Below are 23,854 nucleotides of genomic sequence, written 5' to 3'. Positions count from 1 at the left end.
TTTAGCATTTACACTAATTGATCGTCAAAATCCTCTAGAGTTTTACCTTCAACTTCTAAGCGGTCAGCAATTTCTTTTATTACCAGTAGAAATCCACGAAAATTCTGCTCTAAATCCAAGAGCTCATCTTCCGTTTTATCTAGGCAGAGTTCACGGATGAATTGAATGGTATTTAATTCATTAATCTTATTATCCATGCAAATATCTTATAGGTAATAATCTTGAAATGTAGAGGGTAATAATTGCCAATTTGGATTTTTCTGCCTTCTTTAATTGATCAAATTAACCAGCTATGATTCCAAAATGGAAGCTGGATTAAACAAAGACATAACATATTTTGCAAAAGTCGGATGGAGAGGAGATGGAAGACTTTTTGGAATTAAACAAGCCGATAGAATGATGCACACTTATATGATTGGAAAAACCGGAACCGGAAAATCGACTTGTTTGGAAACAATGATTATGCAAGATATTCAAGCAGGTAGAGGATGTTGTTTGCTTGATCCTCATGGAGATTTAGTGGAAAAGGTTGTGAAGGCTATTCCTGAAGATCGTAAAAATGATTTAATTTATTTCAATATTACCGACCCAAAACTAAATCTCAGATATAATCCATTTAAACGAGTTAGCTTGGAAAAAAGGTCTTTGGTTGCTTCCGGTATCTTAGATGTGTTCGCAAAGCTTTGGGATAGTGCTTGGGGAGTCAAATTGGAGCATATATTAAGGCACGCCATTCTAACCTTGCTTGATCAGCCAGAAGCTAATGTTGGTGATATTGTTGAAATATTACTGAATAAAAGCTTTAGAAGAAATGCTCTTCGATATGTCAAAAGTGAAAGTGTAAATAAATTTTGGGAAAGAGAATTTCCGGAATATATGAAATACGATTTATTACCAGTAATGAACAAGATAGGCGGAATGTTGGTGCATCCTGCAATAAGACGAGTATTGATTGAAAATACGGAAGAAGTGTCTTTGCGTAAAGCAATGGATGAAAAGAAAATCGTGTTAGTAAATCTCTCAAAGGGGCATGTCGGTGCAGATGTTGCTCATATTCTGGGTGCACTTTTTATTACTTCAATTGCATCGGCTTCTTTTAGCCGAGTGGATACCGATGTAGAAAAGCGAATTCCGTTTATGGTTTACATGGATGAATTTCACAACTTTACTACATTATCATTGGTCAATATGTTTTCTGAATTACGCAAATTCAAAGTGGGGATGACTTTGGCACACCAATACATGAATCAACTTGATGATGACATTAAAAGTGCTGTACTTGGTAATGCCGGAACTGTTATTTCATTCAGAATAGGTACAGAGGATGCTATGCACATGGCAAAAGAAATGTATCCTGAATTTGATGTTGAAGATTTTATTAATCTTCCGAACTATAAGATTTATTTAAAGCTGATGATTGATGGGAAGCCTAGTAGGCCTTTTAGTGCAATTACACTTTTAATAAATCAGCAATCCTAAACTTTATTTACAAAGTAGATATTTTTAAATAAAGCTAACGTTATGATTACTATATATTTAAGAGTTTCAATAAATACTTTTCGTTTAAATTCTAGGTCAAAATTCATTTAATTGCATTAATACCATTTGGTCAGTATCATTCTAAAGTTTGACTTTACCAAAGATAAAAAATAGATAGGCATTAATATTCTAAATTTGTTTAATTTTAAAGCTCTATACAGAGTTAGACATGTATTGAGTTTTTTTAGAATCCTTTTTGGTTTCAAATTGTAATAAAGATGAGTAAATTGAAGGATAAAATGTAATAAGTAATTGTTTATTATAAGAATATGTATAGTTTAATATCTTTATATGATAAGTGACGACTGTGAAAACCTTACTCCAAAATTTTATCGTGAATTTATAAGCTCTGGCTTAACTGAATATGAAAGAATCGGACTACTAACGGCTTTCAATTTTTCGGATGGCCATGCATATCATGATATACCTACAGTATTGCAACCTGTAATTGATCGAATTGAATTAATTTGGAAAGAATCGGTCTCTAAGCAAGTGCCTGAATTAGAAGATAGATTTAAAAGGGCCTTATCAAGAGTAATTAAATCGCCAATTCTGGGAAACCATAGTCATTTTTCATTATGCCCAACTGCTTCAAATTCGATTGATATTGTAGGTGCTTGGCTTGCTACAAAAAATTATCACGTTGGTTTATTGGAACCCGTTTTTGATAATTTATTTCTTATGCTACGCAGAAGAAATGTTCAAATAAGTGAAATCCAAGAGGCAGACCTGGTAAACTTACATGACTTAACCAAAAAAATTGATGGTCGAAAATTAAACTGTTTATTTATTATCAATCCAAATAATCCAACAGGTTTTGATTTGAGTCTCCAGGAATTCCAAAAACTTTGTGAATTATGCACAGCTAAAGGAGTAACAATGATTATTGATAAGACATTCAGATTGTATTCACGACGAGCTTTTGATGATTATCATGTATTAACTAACTATGGTACTAATTATATTGTAATTGAAGATACAGGAAAGACTTGGCCAACACATGAGACCAAGGTAAGCTTAATTGCATATTCAGAATCTATTGCAAATGAAATTAGATGTTTATATGAAGAAATATATTTAGCTCATAGTAAATTTTCAATTAATCTTCTAAGCCATTTAATTGAAGAAACACACAGAATAGGAGTTAAAACGGTAATTTGGGACGAAGTGGATATTAGAAAAGAACGGTTAAAGAAAATATTAGCAGGTACTAAATTAACTGAGATCATAGATGAAAGGTCAAGTCCAATTCCATTGGGGTGGATAAATTGTTCTGAAACTGGGTTGACAGATTTACAAATGGTTAATGAATTAAAGAAGAAAGAAATTACTATTCTGCCTGGAAAATATTTTTTTTGGAATTCACAAGATAAAAATATTCACAATATTAGAATTTCTTTGCTTAGATCCAATGCAATTTTTGACAAAGGAATGGAATCTTTAGAACTTGCATTAAAGAATTTATAAACTCAGGCATTATGTTTGATCCAGCGAATTATACATTCGGAATAGAAGAGATAGAAAAGCATATTCATAGGAACTTGAAAGTTGCAGAAACTATTAAAATGCAACAGAGATTTGAAAGGAAGTGGAATAGCCGTAAAGTGAATCTAGAATTAAATACTTCAAAACCTAGAGAATTAATAGATGAATGGCAATTGGAGAGAATTTCATTATTAATAGATTATGTATATTCTAATCATCCATTTTATCACCAATTATATAGTTCAGTAGGATACGAGCGGGGTGATATTGTTTCGTGGGATGATTATAACGCTCTACCCACAATTTCTAAACAAGATATTATTTCTAATTTTCCAATGTTTAAAGAGGCGAATATTGCACCCTCAATACAAGCATGTTACTCTTCACGAACATCAGGATCTTCAGGACAAGTCCTTAATGTATATGACGATCAAACTATGACTGATCAAAGAATGCTTAATTTTTTTCGCTTTCATGATCAAATACTTGGAAGACCGCGAAAAAGTGATGAATGGTTATATGACATTTATCTTGCTAGCCCTGCTTATTCATCAATTGAAGGTAAGTTTCCCATTTTTACGGTCTCAAATGAGTGTCCCATTGAGCCAATACTTAAACACATCAAATTAATTAAGCCAACCATTCTTAATGCTTTTCCAAGCTATTTGTTAAGGCTTGGATCTATAGTAACAAATCCGGTTGATCTTGGGATAAAAGTAATAACAACCAACTCAGAATCTAGTACACAAGCTGAACGAGAAAAAATAAGTTCTCAATTTGAAGCCAGTGTTTTTGATGAGTATTCCTCTATTGAATTATCTCTCATTGCTGCTCAATGTCGGAATAAAAAATACCATATTGTTGAAGATAATGTTAGGGTTGATGTATTAAATCCAGATGAAGGAGGTATTGGTGAAATAGTTGCAACAAATTTGCATAATACCTTTATGCCTTTTATAAGATACCGGCAGGGAGATATTATTAAAATCTCAGGTGATCAAGAAATATGTCCATGCGGAAATAAATTTAGATCCTTAAAGTCTTTTATGGGTCGAACGGATCAAGTTTTATATAGTAAAACAATTGGTGAGGTTGCACCGGATTTAGTAATGTCCCTTTATGATAAAACACTTATTCTTGTAGAGGCCAATATTGAGGAATTTCAGATTGTTCAAAAAAAGCTTAATGAAGTACGAATTATTATCGTGCCGGCAGATAAATCTCAAGAAGTAAATCAAGATTTACTTTCTTATTTTATTAATGGATTAAAAGATATATTTAATGACAATAATCTAAAAATAATTATTGAAAAATTAGATAGAATGCCACCTGAAAAATCTCATAAACGGAGACTTATTAAACGTGAATTCGAACCCTAAATTAATTAGCATTGATGTATTTATGGTAACAGGAAGTATGCAAAACAACAATTATTGGGAAAGTAAAATGAACAACTTATATCATTTAGGGAATGATATTGTTGAATATGAACATAGCGTAATTAATTTAATTGCAAGCGATAATGCAATGCCGCGATCCCTTTCTGATAATCCAATTTATTCTGGTAATATAATTCAGGAGGGCTTAATTGGAAATAGACCATTCGCCGGAGCAAAATTACATGATGAAGTGGAAAAAATTGCTTGCGATATTGCTTGTGAAGTTTTTAAAGCGGAACATGCAAATCTTCAACCGCATTCATGTAGTCAAGCTAATCAGGCCGCCTATCACGCTCTTCTTACTCCTGGAGATATTGTAATGTCTCTTGATTTTCGATCTGGAGGACATCTTACGCACGGCCTTAAGTATAATTTTTCCGGTCGCCATTTTAGTTTTATTAATTATGGTGTAACGAAGGAAGGAATAATTGATTATCAAGAAGCAGAGAAGATAGCTTTAGAAAAAAGACCAAAACTAATTGTTTGTGGTTCGTCTTCGTATCCTCGTTTGTTTGACGCTCAATATCTAAGGCGTATTGCAGACAGTGTCAATGCTTTTCTAATGTTTGATTTATCGCATGAGGCTGGCCTAATTGCCGGTGGTGTTATTCCAAACATTGTTGGAATAGCAGATGTTGTTACAATGTCCACTGATAAAACATTACGAGGGCCATTTGGAGGTATTATTCTTTGTAAAAAAGAATTCGCGGAGTCAATTGATAAAGCAGTACATCCTGGTACACAATCAAGTTTTCCAATTCGCAAAATTACAAATACTGCACAGTCATTAGTATTAACTCAGCTGGCAGATTTTAAGCACTATGCTCAAAGCGTTCTTATAAATGCCAAGATTTTAGAACGAGGATTTCAGAGTAATTTTCTTTTTACATATGGTACAGATAAACACTATATTGTTATCAATGTAAAAGATGCTTTTGGATTAACAGGTTTTGAGGCAGAAAATAGATTAGAAAGAATAGGGGTGCTAACTAATAGGCAATCTATTCCCACAGATTTGTCAAGAAGAATGTCTGAAGCAAACGGTCTTCGAATAGGAACTGCCTGGGCAACTTCCCGCGGATATGATTCTTCAGATTTTAAGGAAATTTCTAAAATCATTAATATGGTTCTATCAAGTTCTTTTCAAGAAAGTAAACTCTTGGAAATATTTAATTATATAAAAGTCCTTATAAATAAGGAAAGATATAACGATGCGTGGTTAAATAATTAAAAATACTTTGACCAGAATGGATCGTGCGAATATTTTAATAACAGGTGATTTTGATTTGCCAATTTATAATGAATCATTTAATGTGATTCAATTAAGGATACCAAACGATGATGCTGATATCATTAAACATTTGAAAGGCATGGAACACTATATTGTTGGTGGCCCTGAATATGTAAATTCCAACATTTTATCTCAGGCACAACAATTAAAACATATTGTCGTTATGGGAACCGGCACAAATAGTTTTGTTGACCTAAACGCCGCCAAAACAAAGAATATTAAAGTTGAAAACACCCCTAGTATTAATTCTAATGCGGTTGCTGAGTTTGCGCTTGGTGCGATTATTACGAATCTTGCGAGTAGTTTCCATTCAAAAGATGAACTTTTAAATGGACGCTGGTATCAAAAATCACATGACACACTTTCCGATATTACTATAGGTATTATTGGTTTAGGTAACATTGGAAAAAAATTAACAATTAAAATTAAAGCTATATCATCCACGACACAAATTATCTATTATTCTAGGACAAGAAATGAATATTTTGAGAATGAATATGGTACGAAATTCAAAAATTTGTTAGAATTATCAAAAGAATGTGATGTTATAGTTCTTTGCCTTACCTATAATGAACAATCTCATAATATTATTAATTCTCAATTTTTAAACTCTGCTAAAAAGAACATGATGATATTTAATTTTAGCAATCCGTTGATTATTGATCCCATAGCTTTGAGTAAATCCCTCCATACCAATAGCATTGGATTTGCTTACTTTGATGGTTACTATGATGAATGGATAAATAATAAAGGAGCAGGATCAGATAAATATGGCCTCTTAAATTTAGGGTCTAATAAATTTATTGCCACATCACATATAGCTGCACAGGCTAAATCTGTGATTTTGGAACTATTATCTGAAGCATTCATTAAGATCAAGGAATTTGGTTTAAACTAAGTTTAAAGAAATTGAATAAAGCATTAGGCATAATATTTGTATAAAGGATTAAGGTTGAGTAAATAACAAATGAAAAATTACAAAAGAATTCACATAATTGGTAGAGCTGGAAGTGGCAAAACTTATACTTCACGAAAATTAGCAGAGATACTGAACGTGCAGGCAACTGAACTTGATGAATTGTTTTGGGAGGTAGGCCGGAATGATTATTCCAAGCACACTGATTCAGAACTAAGGGATAGAAATCTTCACAATCTCTTGAATCATGATTCTTGGATATTGGAAGGAGTGTATCATGATTGGGTTGCAGAAAGTTTTCAAAGAGCTGACTTAATTATTTTTATAAGATCAAGTTTTATTCTTAGCACACTTCGTATTGTTTTAAGATATTTAAAAATAAGAGTTGGCATAATATCGCATGGAAGAAAAGAAACATTCAGTGGATTAATAGAAACAATTAAAAGAAATAAAAATTATCACAATGTTTATACAAACGAAATATTGAAATTTTTAACACCACATAGGGACAAGCTTCAATATTTTAACAAAGGAGAGATTGCTGTATCATATTTTAGATCAAGAAATAAGTTTTAATGATATTTCTATTGATAAGGCATCTTGAATCGGTAAAAAATATTAATGAGCATCATTTTACTTCTTTGGAAAACGATGAAGAGTTAACAGTTAAAGGGATGAAAGAGGGCGAAGAGTTGGCGAGAATAATTGGCGAATTTATTCTGAAATCCTCAGCGGTTATTAAAAATATATACTGTGCAAATTCAATAAGATCAATCGAGACCGCTAAGATTATAGCTTATTCTACTAATGCAATTGTAAAAACTTATAAGGATTTAAATTCTATACGCGATAATGCCTTTGCCGGAATGTCTGAGGCGGAAGTGGAGAAAATTGACCCAGAATTTATGTATCAACTTAAATTATATCGACTTGGATTGTACAATTCTTTTCAAATTAAACATATGGATCAAAAGTATCCGTATAACCAAGTACATCTTGCACAATCAAATGCCACCAAATAGCTTTGTGAAAATTTAGTTTATGACAAAGCAAGAATTTGAACAACTGAAAATTGAATTGGAAACTAGCGGAATGTCGCTTAAAAGTTTTATGGCAACAAAGGGGCTCCCAATACATCAATTTCATTATTGGAGAAAGAAGTACTGTTTAAAGGAACCATCAAAATCAAAAAATGAATTTATTCAAATTGGATCTATCCAACCACCAAATTCAACAATCCGATTGGAATATCCTAATGGAGTGACGATCAACTTTCGGGCGAATCCCGGATCAGAAACATTATTGAAACTGATCAATTCCAAAAATTGATTCCGTTTACTAGCGGACACCGTTATTTTATATATACCGGTATTACAGATTTCCGCAAAAGCTATGACGGACTGTTTGGAATTATTAAAACAATCATGGAAAGTAATCCATTGAGCGGAGACGTATATCTATTTACTAATAAACGGCGTAATCAAATACGGATGATGGTTTACGATACCGGAGGATTAGTATTGTTGAGCAAGCGTTTAGATAGAGGTACCTTTGAAATTATGGAATCACAAACTAATCCTATAAAATTGAACATCAGTTGGACGCAATTAATGTGTATCATGCAGGGCATTAAACTGAGCAGTATTCGTTATAGAAAACGACATATAATTGGCGAAAAATATTTGAGAAATAATTATGTAAATTGAAAATAAATTACGATCTTGTTGTTGTGATACAAGATTCAAATAAAGAAATTACAAATGAATTTTTGCTTACGCAAATTGCAGAATACAAGAAGGAAAACGAATACTTACGCCACGAATTAGCGCAATTAAAACGATTAATATTTGGAGCAAAATCAGAGCGATTCATAAGTAATGAACCACCTCTCCCACCGAATACTTTATTTACACAAACGTACGATGACAATCAGCCCTTAGAAAATTTAACTGAGGAAATAACATACACACGAGATAAACCCATTCATAAACGTGGGGGAAGAAAAGAGCTTCCGGCTCATTTAAAGCGGGAAATAATAGTTCTGGAACCCGAAGGAAAAACGGATGATATGAAATGTATTGGCAAAAAAGTCACTGAAGAATTGCAGTACATTCCAGGAGTTGTCTATGTAAATCGCTACGAAAGACCTAAATACAAAGACCCAAAGTCAGAAAAAATAATCATTGCTCCGATGCCCTCAAGGGTCGTTGATAAATGTATAGCAGGGCCTGATTTTATGGCGTATGCTATTATCGGTAAGTATATGGATCATAATCCATATTATAGATTTCTTCAACAACTCAAAAGAATGCATCAAGTGGATATCTCTCGTTCTACATTTGGGGGCTGGGGCAGTCAATATGTGAATGCATTGGAGCCCATTTTTAGTGCTCATCAAAAAGAAGTTCTATCCGCTAATTATTTACAAACTGATGAAAGCCCAATCAAAGTGCAATCAGATGAAGTAAAAGGGAAATGTCATTTAGGATATATGTGGGTCAGCAGAGATCCACAAAAAAATTTTAGTCCTATTTACTTATCAAAAAGGAAGGTCCGCAGAATATTTTAATAATCATATTCAGGGATTTAGAGGTAAGTTACAAACAGACGGTTATAGCGTTTATGAATCCTGTGATAAAAATCCGGATTTTATTATGTTCAGTTGCTGGGCACATGCCAGAAGATATTTTGAACAAGCACTTGATAATGACAAACAGCGCGCAGATTACGTGTTAAGGCAAATTCAAATTCTTTATAAAATTGAGGAATCTGCCAAAGAACAAAAACTATCCAAAGAAGAGCGACAAAAATGGCGACAAGAAAATGCCACTCCGGTTTTAAATAACATTAAAGAATTTCTTGATAAAAATGTAGAATCTATACTTCCAGCCAGTGCAATTGGAAAAGCTTTTGGATATGCAATCAAACGATGGGATAAGCTACTGGCATATACAGTTCATGGTGAAGTAGAAATTGATAACAACCTTATAGAAAATTCTATCCGTCCTTTAGCTCTGGGTAGAAAGAATTATTTGTTTGCAGGTTCTGACGATTCAGCCCAAAGATCAGCTATGGTTTATTCCTTGTTTGCAACTTGCAAGCTTCATGACATTAACCCATATGATTGGTTAACCGATGTCTTCCACAGAATTAAGGATCATCCTATAAATCGTATCTCAGAACTACTTCCGCAGAATTGGTGCTGGTCAACCGCGAAGAAGAACATTGACATTGTTGCCTAAGTGTACTGCGTGGGACGGATACGATCAAAATGAAAAATCATTTGATTTCGAAGCAAGAGTTGTTAGAGCACTAAATGAAATATTAGACAACGATGTAGAAGAAAATATAAAAATTATTGTTTTACATAGATCTTCTATGCTAGCATCACTTTTTTATTTTGTTAAATTATATTACAATTTTCCGATGGAACATTATGGTTATGTTCAAATTGATGTAGGAAATATCTGTCTTCTTGAAACAACCAATAATATACTTAATATCAAAGCTATTAATAAGCCGGCAAGTCAGTTGAATCAATTCTATTAATTGATTAAATTTTATTGCAATAATAGATTCGAAAGACTTTCCCAATTTGATATTTCTTGTTCGAGTTCCTTTTTCAACTCAGAATATTTAATAAAGAAGTTTTCGTCTGTATAAGGATGTTCTGAATTTAGGTTTTTTTGAATTTTATCCTCATATAGCTTAATCTCTCCTTCAAGTTCTATTATTCTTTTTTCACTATTTTCATAATCAACTTTTAGCTTTCGAATTTCTTTGCCATCTTCTTTTCTATTGTTGATACTATTGCTTATTGTTTTGTTTTCTACATTTCGATTAGTTTTGTCTATTGAATTATCTATAGGCTCTTCATTATTTATTGAATTATAAAATGTTTCTGGAGACGCAATTTCCCTTAAATGACCTTTATGAATTTCGTAATACTTTGTTCCAAGATTGGCAACAAAGGCTCTATCATGGGAAACTAAAATGCTTGATGCACCATGTTCAATTATTTCTCGTTCCAATGCTTCTTGACCATCAATATCAAGGTGATTTGTTGGTTCATCCATGATATAGAAATTTGGTTCAGTAATTCTCAAAACCAATAAATTTAAACGGGATCGTTGTCCCAAACTTAAGTCTTTAATTTTCATTTCCTGGGTGTCATAAGGAAATCCAATAGATACCAAAGTGCTGGTTACTCTTTGTTGATCCATGGTGGAAACATCATGAATATAATCTTTAATAGTTTTATCCAAAGGTAAATTAGATAAATGTTGATCTATATAGCCTAATTTTGCAGTTGGTGTTATTGATATGCCTGCTTTATTGGCAATATCGCGTTGTTCAAATGCGCGATTTAAATGATGAATAAATTGAGATTTACCAGTCCCATTGGCACCTAAAATTATTAATCTATCACCTTGAGCAATTTCTAATTTTTCAATATGAAATAAAAACACACCATTTGGAGTCTTTATATCAACTTTTTCAATTAACACTAGACGCTTTGCATGTGTGTCGCTACTACTAAGTTTAACTTCACGTTTTGGAGCAATATAAACTGAAGTTAATAATGCTCTGAGTTTATCAGCTTTTTTTTCTATTTGTTTAGCTTTTTTTAATGCTGGAGAGCTATAATTATCAACACCTATTTGACGAAGATTTTGGGCGCTTTTTTGGAGGCGTTCTAATTCATCTAATTCCTTTTTTCGTTGACTAGCTAAGGCCTTGTCATCTTCAAATAATAATTCACGAGCTCTGGAATATGAATATTTATAATCAAATGCCTGTCCGCCTCTCAAGAAAATAGTCCGGTTCGTACAAGAATCGAGAAATCTTCTATCATGGCTAATGGTTATTAATGGGATGTCGGATACTTCCGTTTTTAACCATTCTTCCATGACAAGGATTTTACCAATATCTAAGTGATTAGTTGGCTCATCAAGAAGCAAAACGTCTGGATTAGACATAGAAACCCTAGCTAATAAGGCCAATCTTTGCCAACCGCCACTTAACTCTTTAATAATTCTTTGGCGAATAACTTCTGGAGCTTTAAAGAGGTCTAAAGTAACATCAACTTTCCAAAGATTATAACTTTGTTCCTCTTTTGGAATTTTATCCGCTATAGCATCATAAAGGGTAAGATTCTTGATTTCTTCTGGAACATCCTGTTCAATAAATCCAAACCTTATGTTTTTGGGTTTTTCTATTTGTCCTTCATAATCAGGAATTATTCCCGCTATACATTTCAATAGTGTTGATTTACCAGACCCATTATCTCCGACAATTCCAATTCGGTCTTTATCAGAAATAGAAAAATCTATATTCTCAAATAATAAATCTGTATATCCAAAACTGACTTTATGTAATTTTAATTGGGTCATTAATTTATTAATATATTGAATTCAAAAGCGAACCATCACAATACTAAATTATATTTCATTTCGATGAAAGAGTCAAAGAAATGAGAGAGTAGAAATCTGTATTTAGGCATCATATCAAGATTATCTTAATTAAGATTCCATCTATTTGGTTATACTAAACAAAATTAATCTATATTTATCTAATATTTCATTATAATCTAGTCTTGTCTTTACTAGTTTTTTGCCTTAACCGATTTAATTCATTCAAATGAACTTCTGATTGCAATAATTCATATTCTTTTTGCCCAAATGACAATCCATAGATATAGGAATTAACTGGTCGAATTTCTTTTAGAAGTGCTGTCAGCAATTGCGGTTCAAATTCCGCCAGTATATAACCACTATTAAATCCGGCAATAAATTGTTTTTCGTTCAGTTCCATCAGAAAGTTCATTTTGAATGTTTTTCTAAATATTCAGCAATAGATTCTGTATCATATAAGATAATCTTTTTCTCTGGTTGAGAGAATCGGATTTTTCCTTCATCCCTGAGCTTTTGAAGAGTAGTTTTGCTTTTAATTCTGAGTTTGACCATTGCTTCTTCTGGAGAAATCCACTTGTCTTCCTTGGTCTTTTCTTTATCCTTAATTCGCTTAATTACAGTCTCAATCAGCATATAAAAAGCTTCCTCTTCTAGGCAAATGACTTCCATTATACAAATTTAAAACAAATTATTAGTATCACTATGTGGCAAGTTAAAATGTTCGACCTATGTTCGACCCAACTAAAATAAAAAAGGTCCAGATTTCTCTGAACCTTGTACCCGGGGCGGGACTTGAACCCGCACGGCCATCACTGGCCACAGGATTTAAAGGCCTGTTCTGGATGTGCTTTACTCATGAAAATTTTATGAATAAACAGACCTACATTTTCATGGATACTATGTGCCCATTCCATAAATTGTTCATAGGTCCATTCATTAACAAATTTATGAGTAGAAGCCATATGTTCGGGGTCTGTGGTACATCCACTGGGGTTTTTAGCTCTTTTATGCAATGCAATTAGTTCAAAGTAGTAATAGATCTCTACTGTTTTAGCTGTATATAAAATCTTCACTTTCTTTTTTAGGTACTGGTAGGGTACGCTGTAGTAATGCTTATTTTCACTTAGGAAAACATGTCCGTTTTGAGCAACCGTTGCGTAATGAAGTTTTTTAAATTCATACTTCATCACTGGCAAGACATTCATGTATTGGCGTTCTATTTCTTCATACTGTTGTCTACGGCTGTATTCCAAACCCTTAAGAGGCCCATTATTTAGTTCTTCCAAAGCAGCGTGGATGGCTGCATTAAGTTGATTGAGGCTAAAGAATGTTTGATTCCGAAGTTTGTTGTATATTCTTTGATATACAATCTTCACTGCGTTTTCGACGATTGCCTTGTCGCGTGGTTTATAAGCACGTGTTGGTAATATGGTGAATCCATAATGATGGGCAAAATCATCAAACGCCTCATTGAGCAATGGTTCGTATTTGCTACTTTTTGTTACGGCTGATTTGAGGTTGTCTGTCACCACAGCAGCAGGAACTCCTCCGTAATAGTGCAATGCGGATTCTGTAGCCAATATTAAATCTTCTTTGCTCTGGCTGGGCACGGCTTCAACTTATATGAGTTGACTGGCTCCCAAGATGCTGACATAGATTTCTACCTCACAAAATTCGCCGGTTTGAGAATCCACGTAGCTAAGTTTACCGCCCGCTTTATGTTCAATGTGCATAACAGGATTGACCTGTGAACGGAATAATCGGAAATGATAGTTGAATTGCGATCTGCAATAGCCATCAGGATAAGATTTTATATAATCCTCCCATAAAATATGCCGGGTCATTCCTTTGCGCTTAAGCTGCTTGTCATACTCCGCAAACAAACTATAAAGCAGCTTCTGTTTGTCATTAAAAGCGATCTTGGTAGGTTTTGTAAATAGTTGATCTAATTCCTTATCTGTCAATTGATCCAGATGTGACAGACTCATTCCACTTTGTTGATAAACCCGGATGTAGGTTTTTAAAGTATTTCTAGAAACACCTCCATGCATGGCTATTTGCAATTTGCTGCGGCCCGGTGAATACAATCGTAGTATATATCTTATTTTGCTCATGTCGATGTGATAATTTGCCATAAGCTCATTAGATTTGATTGCTCAAATCTTAATTGTTTATGGCTCCTTTACAACTCCGAACAAAAACCTTCTTTTCAGGTGGTCAATTTGGAACGGACAAGGGTGGTCAATTACACCGGATTTTCCACCAAGGGAAAGAAAATTATGGGAGAGCGAAGATAGGAACATGGCAATATTTGATGCACTGTCGCTTGCATTGACTTGGTTTTGGGTGAATGAATAAATACTATATTTGCTGTTGCATCAAATAATACTTTCGATTTTTAAATTGTCAGAATATGTACCAATTAATTGATTACTTGAATCCAGAAGGCAACATAGCCATTACTCAAGAGCTTAATAAAATCGATTTTAACTTAAGTCGAATTGTAGAGTTAAATCAAAATATTGAATTTGCAAAAGCAATCAGCAATATTTCAACTAGTGCTGTAACCGCTTTAGGTCGATGGATTATTGTTTACCATTCTAATGTAATCGACAATAAAAACACTGCAATGTACTTTTTAGATATTGATCTTGATGCTAATCTTTTTGAAGATAATAAGGTATTTCCCTCAAACATAATTGATGGAATCAGGAAAATTCAACAAAAGTATAGTTTGATTGACATTACTAAGATTGACTCAGTTGAATTAACGTTTGCCGAACTCCATGAAATTGTATTAAAACCTAATTTATTCTCATGCAAAGAGGATAGCATAGTGCTTAAAACTGCCGAAAGACTTGGCGCATTTCCGATTATTGAAAATCTAAAAGAAGGTGATCGTGTAAAAGTTACTTTAGTAGATGAACGAATTATGGTTGATAAGAAAGAAGTAATACATGTATATGCTTTCGTACATTTTGGTGGGCACAGTAAAGAATATGAACATGAAAATGGATTTATTTATATTAAACTTTTTGATTTGCACAGAAATCCAGAAAGAATTGAGGACTTTCTTGTTCTGGTTGAAGGCACATCAGGTGGTAATTTTGATAGAGTACTTTTCTTTGAAAAATTCTCAAAAGAAAGATTAAACTAAAATACCTGGAGTTACTTGTAATAATGTCGTATAAAATATTATCAAAATGACACTTATTGTCGCAAAAATTGTAGATGAAAATCTTCGATGCATTTCTGACACTAAAGTAACAGATCGTCGAGGTGAGAAAGTTGATCCTATTGATGGCGTTCTTAAATCCGTCATTCTAGATCCAAAGTGTTTTCTTGCTTATGCAGGTATTAATTATTATGCAGAAATATTACTCGATGAATTTTATTCTGCTCAGTTACCGGATCTTGAGAAACTTATTAATCGCTGTCTAGTCCTTAATCAGGAATCTAATGACGAAATAGAATTTTGTATTGGTTATATTACTAATAACATTCCCAAACTTATCAAAATATCGAATAAAAAAATTGAGGAAAAATTAAGCAATCTTTGGCTGGGAGACAAAATGGCTTTTGATTTATATCAGGAGGTTATAATAACTGGTAAAATCAAGAATTCAGTAACTTATAATGCTTTTAGAGTGAGCGAGAGCATGAATCCTGAACTATCAAAAATGCTAACACCTTTTGAAGATGTTATAGCTGATAATTCAATAGAATCCGTAGGGCATTTTCTTGTTTCTATTCACACAGTTATAGATGGCTCAAATCTTATTTTTATGTATAGTCAATTAAGTAAAATGCACATTATCGAACAAAATCTATTGTTAAAAAATAAGAGAGGTGCAATTGAGTTTGGAGGTGCTGATAAAGGTGGTTATGGGACTTGCTATTTAAGATCAATTAATTTATTTCAACCAGCAATCGCTATTTATTTTCCACAAGGTAAATTTGGAATATTTTTTTACCCTAAAAAACATAGAAATAAACCAATTATTATAAGAAATATTGCAAATGGAGAGGCGTTTGCCTTTGAAATAAAAAACAATTATAACATTGACTTAGATGGTATGGTAGAAAGCGATGGCTCAGCATTGAAGAGAATTCGAACAGTAATTTAATTAGGTTAATTTGAACTTTAATACAAAAGTATTCGTAGTGTGATACATATAATTACTACTCTCGATAATTTTCATCCCTACCCTTTTGTCTCAACTTTTCCAATTCATTCATTTGGCTTTTTGATTGTTCTAGTTCGAATTCTTTTTGTCCCCACGACATTCCAGAAACGAAAGAGTTGCTAGGCTGGATATTTTTCAACATATCAGTGAGCATTTTAGGTTCATGCTTGGCTAGAAGATAGCCACTATTAAATCCAGTAATAAATTGTTTTTCGTGCAGTTCCATTAGAAAGTTTCTTTTGAATGTTTTTCTAAATATTCATTGATTGAATCAGTATCGTAAAGAATGATTTTCCGCTCTGGCTGGGTGAACCGGATTTTACCTTCATCCCTTAATTTTTGCAATGTAGTTTTGCTTCTAATGTGGAGTTTCTCCATTGCTTTTTCAGTTGGAATCCACCTATCCTCCTTAATTGACTCTTTGTCTTTGATTCGTTTTACAACCGTTTCCACAAGCTTGTAAAATGCTTCATCTTCAAGACAAATGACTTCCATAAATCAAAAATACAAAACGGAATTGAATTTCTGGTAGCTATGGTTGAATTACAAATAAATCTATTTTGATACAAAATATGCTGGCAAATCGCTGGCAAATAAAAAAGGAGTCATAATAATAAAATCATAACTCCTTAATTTTCAAGTCGGGGCGACAAGATTTGAACTTGCGACCCCACGCCCCCCAGACGTGTGCGCTACCAGGCTGCGCTACGCCCCGATTTGTCTTGCGGAGTTTATTCCGCAGCAGCGGAACCCCGATTTGTCTTGCGGAGTTTATTCCGCAGAGCGGAACCCCGAATTTATTCAAATATACGGGTGTGGATTTGATGGGCAAAAGTAATTGATATTCAGGTTTTATCCAGCGATCTGCTTCGTCACATTATAAAAAAATAAAGCCTCCTAGTTCATTGAACTGGAGGCTTTTAGCTTATTTATTGGAATTTATCGTCGGATTTGTCTTGGGACTAGCGCCCTCCGCCACCGCCGCCGCCTTCTTCTCCTTGTTTAAGGTCGTCGTTCAGGTTGCCTTTGCGCTTTTTCTGATTTCCGCCAAACTCCATTTTGCCAAATCGGTAATCCAGGCTTAATCGAATGCCCCAGGCTTCAAATTTATTGTCGGATACATAACTGAAGGATTCCGATTTGAATTCTGATTTTAAATTGGTCTTTGGTGTAAATGGATTATCAACACCCAAGGTCAGTCCACCCATTTTTTTCCAAAGATCCTTTCTTAAACCAATGCTATACACATACCAACTCGCTTGTTTTCCTTGAGTGGTTAACTTCGGCGAATTGATAAAACCAAAAAAACTGATACCCAGAGTTGGGGTGATGTTGACGTTTGCAAATCCGTTGAAACTGTAACTGAATGCATCGTTTCTGAGGCCGTCAAATTGTTCGCTTTCAATTTTTTGATAGTATAAATTGGCTGTAGCATTTAAAATGATTTTACCCAATTTCATTATGCCTCCATTGATACTGACTCCGGAAGAATAATTCGTTGCCAGATTGTTGTAGGTTGAATTGGTTCGACCTAAACTATCTACAAACCGATAATTATCTATCAAATCATTGGTGATCTTATGGTACACCGAAATGGTTGCATTCTTTACATCTTTTGTAAATGAATAATTCAATTCAAATGACTCTGTAAGCTCTGGCTTTAATTCAGGATTTCCATAAGAAATGTTGGTTGGATCGTTGTAATTGACATAGGGATTTAAAAAAAACATACTCGGGCGTTGGATTCTTCTCGAATATGAAAATTTCAAAGTGGACTTGTCTTTCAAGGTATAGGCCAATAAGCCGGAAGGGATCCAGGATGCATAGTTGTTTTCAAAATCATTGTCATCTGCTTCCGTAATTCCTTTTATGAATGTATGTTCATAGCGCAAACCCAAACGGCCTCTTAAATTGGATCGGATTGGAAACGTCACCTGCGAATACGCTGCGCCCACATTTTGATCGTAATCAAATACATTGTTCCTGCTCTGATCGCGAAAATACACATTGCTTGCTAAGTCCAGGGTGTCATAATAGATATCACTAAACACATTTCTTAAAATGCTTTTTCCACCGAGCTCCAGATTAATTTTTTTACGAATCGGATGTAAATAATCGGCAGCAAAGGTGAGTTCTTTATTGTTACCCAAATTCGGACTGGTCTCCCGGTAGGTGCGAATATTTTGTTCATCCAGTTGGTCTGTTTCATAATCGCTTTTGCGATTGCTGTATGAATACTGTGCTGACAAACCAAACTCGCGTTCGGTCTCTTTTCCATACGTGCGCTTGTAATCGAGGTTTATATCCGTACCAATATTTCTGTTTAAGGCATCGCTGACCCTCCTGAATGCAAATGGCAAGGTCCCCAGGGTATCTCCCTGATAGGTTGTTAAATCATTGTCGTTGTGAAATAAATTTATAGGAAAGCGCGTCGTGAGATTGAAACTGTTTTTAGAATTCAAATCCCAGTCTGCTCCAATTTGTCCGTATAATCCGCCCCCATAATTTTTTGAATTTCCGGTTTGTAAAAAATAAGGATTGTCATTGATCAAAAGATTCTCCCGGTCAACGTGTTGATCTCCTTTTCCACGCCAGAAAAAACCGCCCACGTTGGCGTTGTATCCAACTTCACCTGCCCGTACGGTTAAATTAGTACCCAGGCTGCTGCTTTTTGTGCCGGCGCTGGTGTAGATAGAACCGCTGGTTCCCTGAATTTTTTTAGTCTTCGTTACGATGTTGACGATTCCCCCTGTTCCTTCAGCGTCGTATTTTGCGCCGGGCTGTGTAATCACTTCAACTTTTTCAATGATGTCGGCAGGAATCATTTTCAATGCATCAGCTACACTGCTAGACATGATGGTAGATGGCTTGCCGTTGATCAATACCCGAATGTTACTGCTTCCACGCATGGACAAGTTGCCTTCTAAATCAACGGTGAGCAGTGGAGTCCTTCGCAATACATCGGCGGCAGTGCCCCCTTTTGAGGTGGCATCTTTTTCGGCATTGTAAACCAGACGGTCAATTTTATTTTCAATCAGATCTTTGGTTCCTGTAACAGTAACTTCTTCTAAATTGGTAATCGTGGGTACCAGGTAAATTTTACCTAAATTATACTCTTGAATGTCTTTGTTGATTTTAAATGGTCCCATGATTTTAGTCTGGTAACCCAAATAGGTTGCGATGACATTGTATTTAGCATTTTTTAATTCCTTGATTTTAAACTTCCCGTCATCATCGGTTAATCCACCATCTACATCTTTTTTTTCCAATGCTTCCTGAATTACAATGTTTGCAAAAGCAAGTGGTTTTTTACTAATACTATCAAGAAGCTCTCCCTGAATTTTTCCTTCCGGAGGAGGTCCGCTGGGTGGACGCATTAATTGACTGTTTCCTGTCTGAATTACAAAAATCAGCATTAAACAAAAAGAACAAAATTTAGATAAAAATGAGTTCATAAGCATTTATAAAATTGAGAGTTATTCCAACAAGGAAACCCTTAATAATTCGAATTAGTTTCAGGTACATTGAAAATTCAACTGTTAATAGATGTTGAATACTAAATCACCGACCAAGCAGGCAGAATAAAAGACTAAATTTTCCAATAAATCTAAAAAGATTATTGCTTTTTGTTATCTAATCCATGGATCATGTATCCTAAACCCTTTTGATAAGGAGCTTTAACTATTTCCATTACTTACAAAGCCACCACCTGGCAAGATAGGAGTTTAGAAGGATGTTGTAAAAATGATGATGCTCAAATCATTCATCTGAACCCCAAACCCCTTGGAAGGGGCTTTAATCCGTTCCAAGAAGTAATAGCTTCTTCGCAATAAAAAGAACTGATGGTTCAGCAGAATAATGAATTACATAATGGTAACAATATTATTCATCTGAACCCCAAACCCCTTGGAAGGGGCTTTAATCCGTTCCAAGAGGTAATTGCTTCTTCGCAATAAAAAGAACTGATGGTTCAGCAGAATAATGAATTACATAATGGTAACAATATCATTCTTATGAACCCCAAACCCCTTGGAAGGGGCTTTAATCCGTTCCAAGAGGTAATTTCTTCTTCGCAATAAAAAGAACTGATGGTTCAGCAGAATAATGAATTACATAATGGTAACAATATCATTCTTATGAACCCCAAACCCCTTGGAAGGGGCTTTAATCCGTTCCAAGAGGTTGATTATTTTTACGAAATTTCTATTTCTTCGGATATGCCGGAGGTGCGGGCTCCAGATACGATTTACCTTTCATTTGTTCTTTAATCAGTTCGATGGCTTTATCCAGTTGTTGATCTTCGCCAATAAATGCTTTGTAGGGATCATTTTCAACAACTATATCCGGATCAACACCATGTCCTTCTATTTCCCATTGGGTGCCTTCCACATTGTATCTTGAAAATTCCGGACGATTTAGAAATCCGCCATCTACGATGGGCAAACTTCCACGGATCCCAACAACACCACCCCAGCTTCTTTTTCCAATTATAGTCCCTAATTTATGTTTTCTGAAACGATACGCAAAAATGTCTCCATCGCTTGCAGAATACTCGTCAATTAAAGCAATTTTTGGACCGATGATTTGTTCGGCAGGTTCAAAACTTGGTTTGCCATTTCGGCTTACGGTTACTTGTACCGGTTCCCTGCGTAAACGTTCGATAATATGTGGAGATACATTTCCTCCACCATTGCCACGATCATCTACAATTAATGCTTCTTTATTTAATTGTGCGTAATAGTATTTTACAAATTCATTCAATCCTTCTGATCCCATATTGGGTATGTGCAAATAACCCACACGGCCATTGGTAGCAGCTGTAACTTTTGCAATATTTTTTTGTACCCAGCTGTAATAATATAATTTTTGCTCGTCTGCAATTGGAATCACGGTAACATCCCGTGAACCCGTTTCACTTGCTTTTGAATTTACTTTTAGCCGAACTTGCTTTCCTGCTGTACCAACTAACAACTGATAAAAATCTGAAACATTCTTAGTTGAATTTCCATCTACTGCTAAAATAAAATCACCTTCCTTAACATTTACACCGATTTCGGTTAATGGAGAACGGTTATTCTTATCCCAGTTTTCGCCTTTCAATATTTTTACAACTTTAATATAACCCGATGGATCTTTGATAACTTCTGCCCCTAATAATCCCATGGGGATACGATCTGCTTTTGGATAATCACCACCTCCCACGTAGGAGTGACCCAGATTTAATTCACCAATCAATTCGCCGATTACATAGGTCAGATCGGTACGATTGTTTACATAAGGCAACAACTGAGCATAGTTGGTTTTTAATTTTTTCCAATCGACTCCATGAAGGTTTGGATCATATACAAAATCCCGCATTTGCCTCCAGCATTCATTGTAAATCTGGTTCCACTCTGCGCTGCGGTCTACCCATAATTTCATATCATCCAGATTTAAAGGATTTTCGAGATTGGGTTTTGCAGATGGGATATCTATGATATAAAAATTCCTGTTTGCTGCAACCATAACTTTTTTACCATCCGCTGCAAATGAATAGCCATTGACATCGGTACCCAATTCGGTTTCTTTTTGAGAATTCAAATCATAAACAAACCACTTCATTTTATCACGCTGTGAAGCACGGAAATAATAGAGTTTATCATTTCCCGTTTCCAATCCAAAATAATTTCCAGGACTTCCAGGAATTTCTACGACTCGTTCTGTGATGCCATCAAAATCTATTTTATTTGCATTTGCATCTTTTTTCGCTGTATCTGATTTGCTTGATTTTGCATCTTCCTTTTTATTGGCTGTATCTTTTACCATGACTTCATCCGATTTGGGTTCGAATGGATTCTTTAATTCTTTGCGAAGAGGAATGCAATAGATTTTTGCCAAATCAAAATAGGCGTAATTCCATTCCACATTATTATAACTTGGATTGAAGCTGCGTTCTGATACAAAAAATAAGTATTTTCCATCCGGACTAAATACCGGTCCATACGATTGAAACCAATTTTCTGTGACTGCATAATTCTTTTTCTCAGCCATAGAAAAAATATGAATGGTTGAATTATTTTTTCCTTCCGGATTGGTGTAGCAAACAAATTTGCTGTCAGGGGACCAATTGTAATCACGGATTTCAAAATAGTCGTTGGCTTGAATTTGAATAACATCTTTACTCATTACATCTACACTGTACAAACGTTGTTTGCGATCACTGTACAAAATCATTTTGCTGTCAGGGGACCACCGAATGCCATATTTATAATTGTCACCGTTTTTTGTAAGTTGAACAGCAGGTAATGTCCCATCGGCTTGTAACAGATAAATTTCATCCTCACCGGATGCATCACTGATGTATGCAATGTATTTTCCGTTGGGGGACCAGGCCGCATCGCGATCGTGAGCGCCTGAAGATTTGGTCATATTGCGCACGGCACCATTTTTCGCAGGTATAGTAAATACATCCCCGCGAGCACAGAACACAGCCCGATTTCCATCCGGACCGATATCCCAATTTTCGATGTAATCTTTTGCATTGACGTATTTGGTTCTTCCGGATGCAAAATCTTCCTGCAAGCTGATGCTTATTTTTTCATATTTATCTGTACTTGCATTTAATTTATAAATGTAACCTCCATTTTCAAAAACTATCCAGTTTCCATTGGATGATGGAAATTTGCAATCAAAGTCTTTAAAGTCTGTTATTTTTTTTGTTTGCCTGGTATTGATATCATAGCAAAATAAATTCATCCGTGCATCGCGATCTGAGAGGTAATAAATTTTAGAACCCACCCACATCGGGATAATATCCTGTGCATTGTTGTCGGATATTTTTGTGCTTTGTTTGGTTTGAAAATCAAAAATGCGAATGTCATCTGCCTGACCACCGCGGTAACGTTTCCAGGTACGAAATTCACGAAATACATAGTTGTAAGCCATTTTTGATTTATCTGCATTGTACGAACAAAATCCACCGTGATCCAGTGGCAATTGTTCTGAAAGTCCGCCTTTGATATTGCAGAGATACAATTGACCTTTCCAGTCATTAAAATCGCGCCAACGACCCCGGTAAACAATGGATTCATTGTCTTTCCAGGTCATACACAAATTATTTGGACCCATCCGGTCGGATACATCGTCGCGGTTAAGGGTTGCGGTATAGGTCAATCGTTTGGGCTCACCTCCATTGGCAGGCATGATATAAATTTCAGAATTGCCATCGTATTGGCCGGTGAAAGCGATGTGCTTGCCATCCGGAGCATAGCGTGCAAAAATTTCCTGACCCGGGTGATTGGTCAATTTCCGGGCAGTACCGCCATTGGCAGAAACGGTGTACAAATCGCCTGCATAACTAAAGGCAACCTGATCGTTAAAGATGGTTGGAAAGCGCAACAGACGACTTTCCTGAGCCGAAAGCAAACAATAAATTGCTAAAAATGAGCAGGTTAAACTACTTTTTACATTCATAATTAGTGATTAAGAGGGCGAATGTACGAATGTTTTCGTATAGATGTAATTTTAGGTGCTTAGACTTTTAGAATTTAGTCTTTTAGGTTTGGAATGGAATAGAATATTGATTGGACTAGAATTGCACCTTC

At 34.8% G+C, this 23,854-nt stretch carries 23 protein-coding genes and 1 tRNA gene; 13 read left to right on the top strand and 11 right to left on the bottom strand.

Annotated features, from left to right (window positions below; translation table 11 throughout):
- Positions 1 to 8: 8 nt before the first annotated feature.
- A complete protein-coding gene (locus tag IPJ80_10335; GenBank protein MBK7913882.1) occupies positions 9 to 197 on the bottom strand; it encodes a hypothetical protein in 189 nt (62 codons plus the stop codon).
- A gap of 106 nt (positions 198 to 303) precedes the next feature.
- On the opposite strand from IPJ80_10335, the gene IPJ80_10330 reads away from it, so the two are divergent.
- The 11 genes from IPJ80_10330 (at position 304) to IPJ80_10280 (ending at position 9,912) form a co-directional block, all read left to right on the top strand.
- Positions 304 to 1,479 carry a type IV secretion system DNA-binding domain-containing protein gene (locus tag IPJ80_10330; protein ID MBK7913881.1) on the top strand — a complete coding sequence of 392 codons (1,176 nt, stop codon included), beginning with the start codon at positions 304 to 306 and terminating at the stop codon, positions 1,477 to 1,479.
- Positions 1,480 to 1,830: 351 nt separating this feature from the next.
- Positions 1,831 to 3,006, top strand: a complete 1,176-nt coding sequence (locus tag IPJ80_10325) for an aminotransferase class I/II-fold pyridoxal phosphate-dependent enzyme (GenBank protein MBK7913880.1) — start codon at positions 1,831 to 1,833, stop codon at positions 3,004 to 3,006.
- A gap of 11 nt (positions 3,007 to 3,017) precedes the next feature.
- On the top strand, positions 3,018 to 4,403 hold the full coding sequence (locus IPJ80_10320) for a phenylacetate--CoA ligase family protein (GenBank protein MBK7913879.1): 1,386 nt from the start codon (positions 3,018 to 3,020) through the stop codon (positions 4,401 to 4,403).
- Positions 4,387 to 5,694 (top strand): serine hydroxymethyltransferase, encoded by a 1,308-nt coding sequence (locus tag IPJ80_10315; GenBank protein ID MBK7913878.1) that lies wholly within the window; start codon positions 4,387 to 4,389, stop codon positions 5,692 to 5,694. Before IPJ80_10320 ends, IPJ80_10315 begins: the two co-directional genes overlap by 17 nt.
- 16 nt (positions 5,695 to 5,710) lie before the next feature.
- Positions 5,711 to 6,652 carry an NAD(P)-binding domain-containing protein gene (locus IPJ80_10310; protein ID MBK7913877.1) on the top strand — a complete coding sequence of 314 codons (942 nt, stop codon included), beginning with the start codon at positions 5,711 to 5,713 and terminating at the stop codon, positions 6,650 to 6,652.
- A 69-nt stretch (positions 6,653 to 6,721) separates the two neighbouring features.
- Positions 6,722 to 7,246, top strand: a complete 525-nt coding sequence (locus tag IPJ80_10305; protein MBK7913876.1) for a hypothetical protein — start codon at positions 6,722 to 6,724, stop codon at positions 7,244 to 7,246.
- Complete coding sequence (locus IPJ80_10300; GenBank protein MBK7913875.1) at positions 7,246 to 7,692, top strand: histidine phosphatase family protein; 447 nt, start codon at positions 7,246 to 7,248, stop codon at positions 7,690 to 7,692. The genes IPJ80_10305 and IPJ80_10300 overlap by 1 nt, the downstream gene beginning before the upstream one ends.
- Before the next feature lie 19 nt (positions 7,693 to 7,711).
- Entirely contained in the window at positions 7,712 to 7,999 is a 288-nt protein-coding gene (locus tag IPJ80_10295) for a hypothetical protein (protein ID MBK7913874.1), read from the top strand.
- Positions 7,996 to 8,376, top strand: coding sequence for an IS66 family insertion sequence element accessory protein TnpB (tnpB, locus tag IPJ80_10290; protein ID MBK7913873.1), 381 nt, complete (start codon positions 7,996 to 7,998; stop codon positions 8,374 to 8,376). Before IPJ80_10295 ends, tnpB begins: the two co-directional genes overlap by 4 nt.
- Complete coding sequence (locus IPJ80_10285; GenBank protein MBK7913872.1) at positions 8,373 to 9,239, top strand: transposase; 867 nt, start codon at positions 8,373 to 8,375, stop codon at positions 9,237 to 9,239. Before tnpB ends, IPJ80_10285 begins: the two co-directional genes overlap by 4 nt.
- Positions 9,160 to 9,912: an IS66 family transposase gene (locus tag IPJ80_10280; GenBank protein ID MBK7913871.1), complete on the top strand. Its 753-nt coding sequence runs from the start codon at positions 9,160 to 9,162 to the stop codon at positions 9,910 to 9,912. Before IPJ80_10285 ends, IPJ80_10280 begins: the two co-directional genes overlap by 80 nt.
- A gap of 318 nt (positions 9,913 to 10,230) precedes the next feature.
- Here IPJ80_10280 and IPJ80_10275 read toward each other — a convergent pair whose 3' ends face one another.
- The 5 genes from IPJ80_10275 to IPJ80_10255 form a co-directional block, all read right to left on the bottom strand.
- Positions 10,231 to 12,063, bottom strand: a complete 1,833-nt coding sequence (locus IPJ80_10275; GenBank protein MBK7913870.1) for an ATP-binding cassette domain-containing protein — start codon at positions 12,061 to 12,063, stop codon at positions 10,231 to 10,233.
- A gap of 190 nt (positions 12,064 to 12,253) precedes the next feature.
- The gene (locus IPJ80_10270; protein ID MBK7913869.1) at positions 12,254 to 12,484 is read right to left on the bottom strand and encodes a hypothetical protein; all 231 of its coding nucleotides are present in this window, start codon (positions 12,482 to 12,484) and stop codon (positions 12,254 to 12,256) included.
- Positions 12,485 to 12,492: 8 nt separating this feature from the next.
- Positions 12,493 to 12,753 (bottom strand): helix-turn-helix domain-containing protein, encoded by a 261-nt coding sequence (locus IPJ80_10265; protein MBK7913868.1) that lies wholly within the window; start codon positions 12,751 to 12,753, stop codon positions 12,493 to 12,495.
- A 140-nt stretch (positions 12,754 to 12,893) separates the two neighbouring features.
- Positions 12,894 to 13,694: a transposase family protein gene (locus IPJ80_10260; protein MBK7913867.1), complete on the bottom strand. Its 801-nt coding sequence runs from the start codon at positions 13,692 to 13,694 to the stop codon at positions 12,894 to 12,896.
- Between the two features lie 9 nt (positions 13,695 to 13,703).
- A complete protein-coding gene (locus IPJ80_10255) occupies positions 13,704 to 14,198 on the bottom strand; it encodes a hypothetical protein (protein MBK7913866.1) in 495 nt (164 codons plus the stop codon).
- A 299-nt stretch (positions 14,199 to 14,497) separates the two neighbouring features.
- Here IPJ80_10255 and IPJ80_10250 point away from each other — a divergent pair, with 299 nt between their 5' ends.
- A complete protein-coding gene (locus IPJ80_10250; protein MBK7913865.1) occupies positions 14,498 to 15,241 on the top strand; it encodes a hypothetical protein in 744 nt (247 codons plus the stop codon).
- A gap of 46 nt (positions 15,242 to 15,287) precedes the next feature.
- Entirely contained in the window at positions 15,288 to 16,211 is a 924-nt protein-coding gene (locus tag IPJ80_10245; protein ID MBK7913864.1) for a hypothetical protein, read from the top strand.
- 55 nt (positions 16,212 to 16,266) lie between these two features.
- Here IPJ80_10245 and IPJ80_10240 read toward each other — a convergent pair whose 3' ends face one another.
- From IPJ80_10240 to IPJ80_10220, 5 genes are all read right to left on the bottom strand, one after another.
- Positions 16,267 to 16,497 (bottom strand): hypothetical protein, encoded by a 231-nt coding sequence (locus IPJ80_10240; GenBank protein ID MBK7913863.1) that lies wholly within the window; start codon positions 16,495 to 16,497, stop codon positions 16,267 to 16,269.
- Positions 16,497 to 16,766 (bottom strand): helix-turn-helix domain-containing protein, encoded by a 270-nt coding sequence (locus IPJ80_10235; protein MBK7913862.1) that lies wholly within the window; start codon positions 16,764 to 16,766, stop codon positions 16,497 to 16,499. Before IPJ80_10235 ends, IPJ80_10240 begins: the two co-directional genes overlap by 1 nt.
- Before the next feature lie 146 nt (positions 16,767 to 16,912).
- Positions 16,913 to 16,986: transfer RNA gene (locus IPJ80_10230), tRNA-Pro, on the bottom strand.
- 247 nt (positions 16,987 to 17,233) lie between these two features.
- Positions 17,234 to 19,726 (bottom strand): TonB-dependent receptor, encoded by a 2,493-nt coding sequence (locus IPJ80_10225; GenBank protein ID MBK7913861.1) that lies wholly within the window; start codon positions 19,724 to 19,726, stop codon positions 17,234 to 17,236.
- A gap of 748 nt (positions 19,727 to 20,474) precedes the next feature.
- Positions 20,475 to 23,723: a PD40 domain-containing protein gene (locus IPJ80_10220; GenBank protein MBK7913860.1), complete on the bottom strand. Its 3,249-nt coding sequence runs from the start codon at positions 23,721 to 23,723 to the stop codon at positions 20,475 to 20,477.
- Positions 23,724 to 23,854: the final 131 nt, after the last annotated feature.

It is taken from the genome of Saprospiraceae bacterium (genome assembly GCA_016714025.1).
Classification (GTDB): Bacteria; Bacteroidota; Bacteroidia; order Chitinophagales; family Saprospiraceae; genus Vicinibacter.
This window is presented reverse-complemented; position numbering and strand designations above follow the sequence as displayed.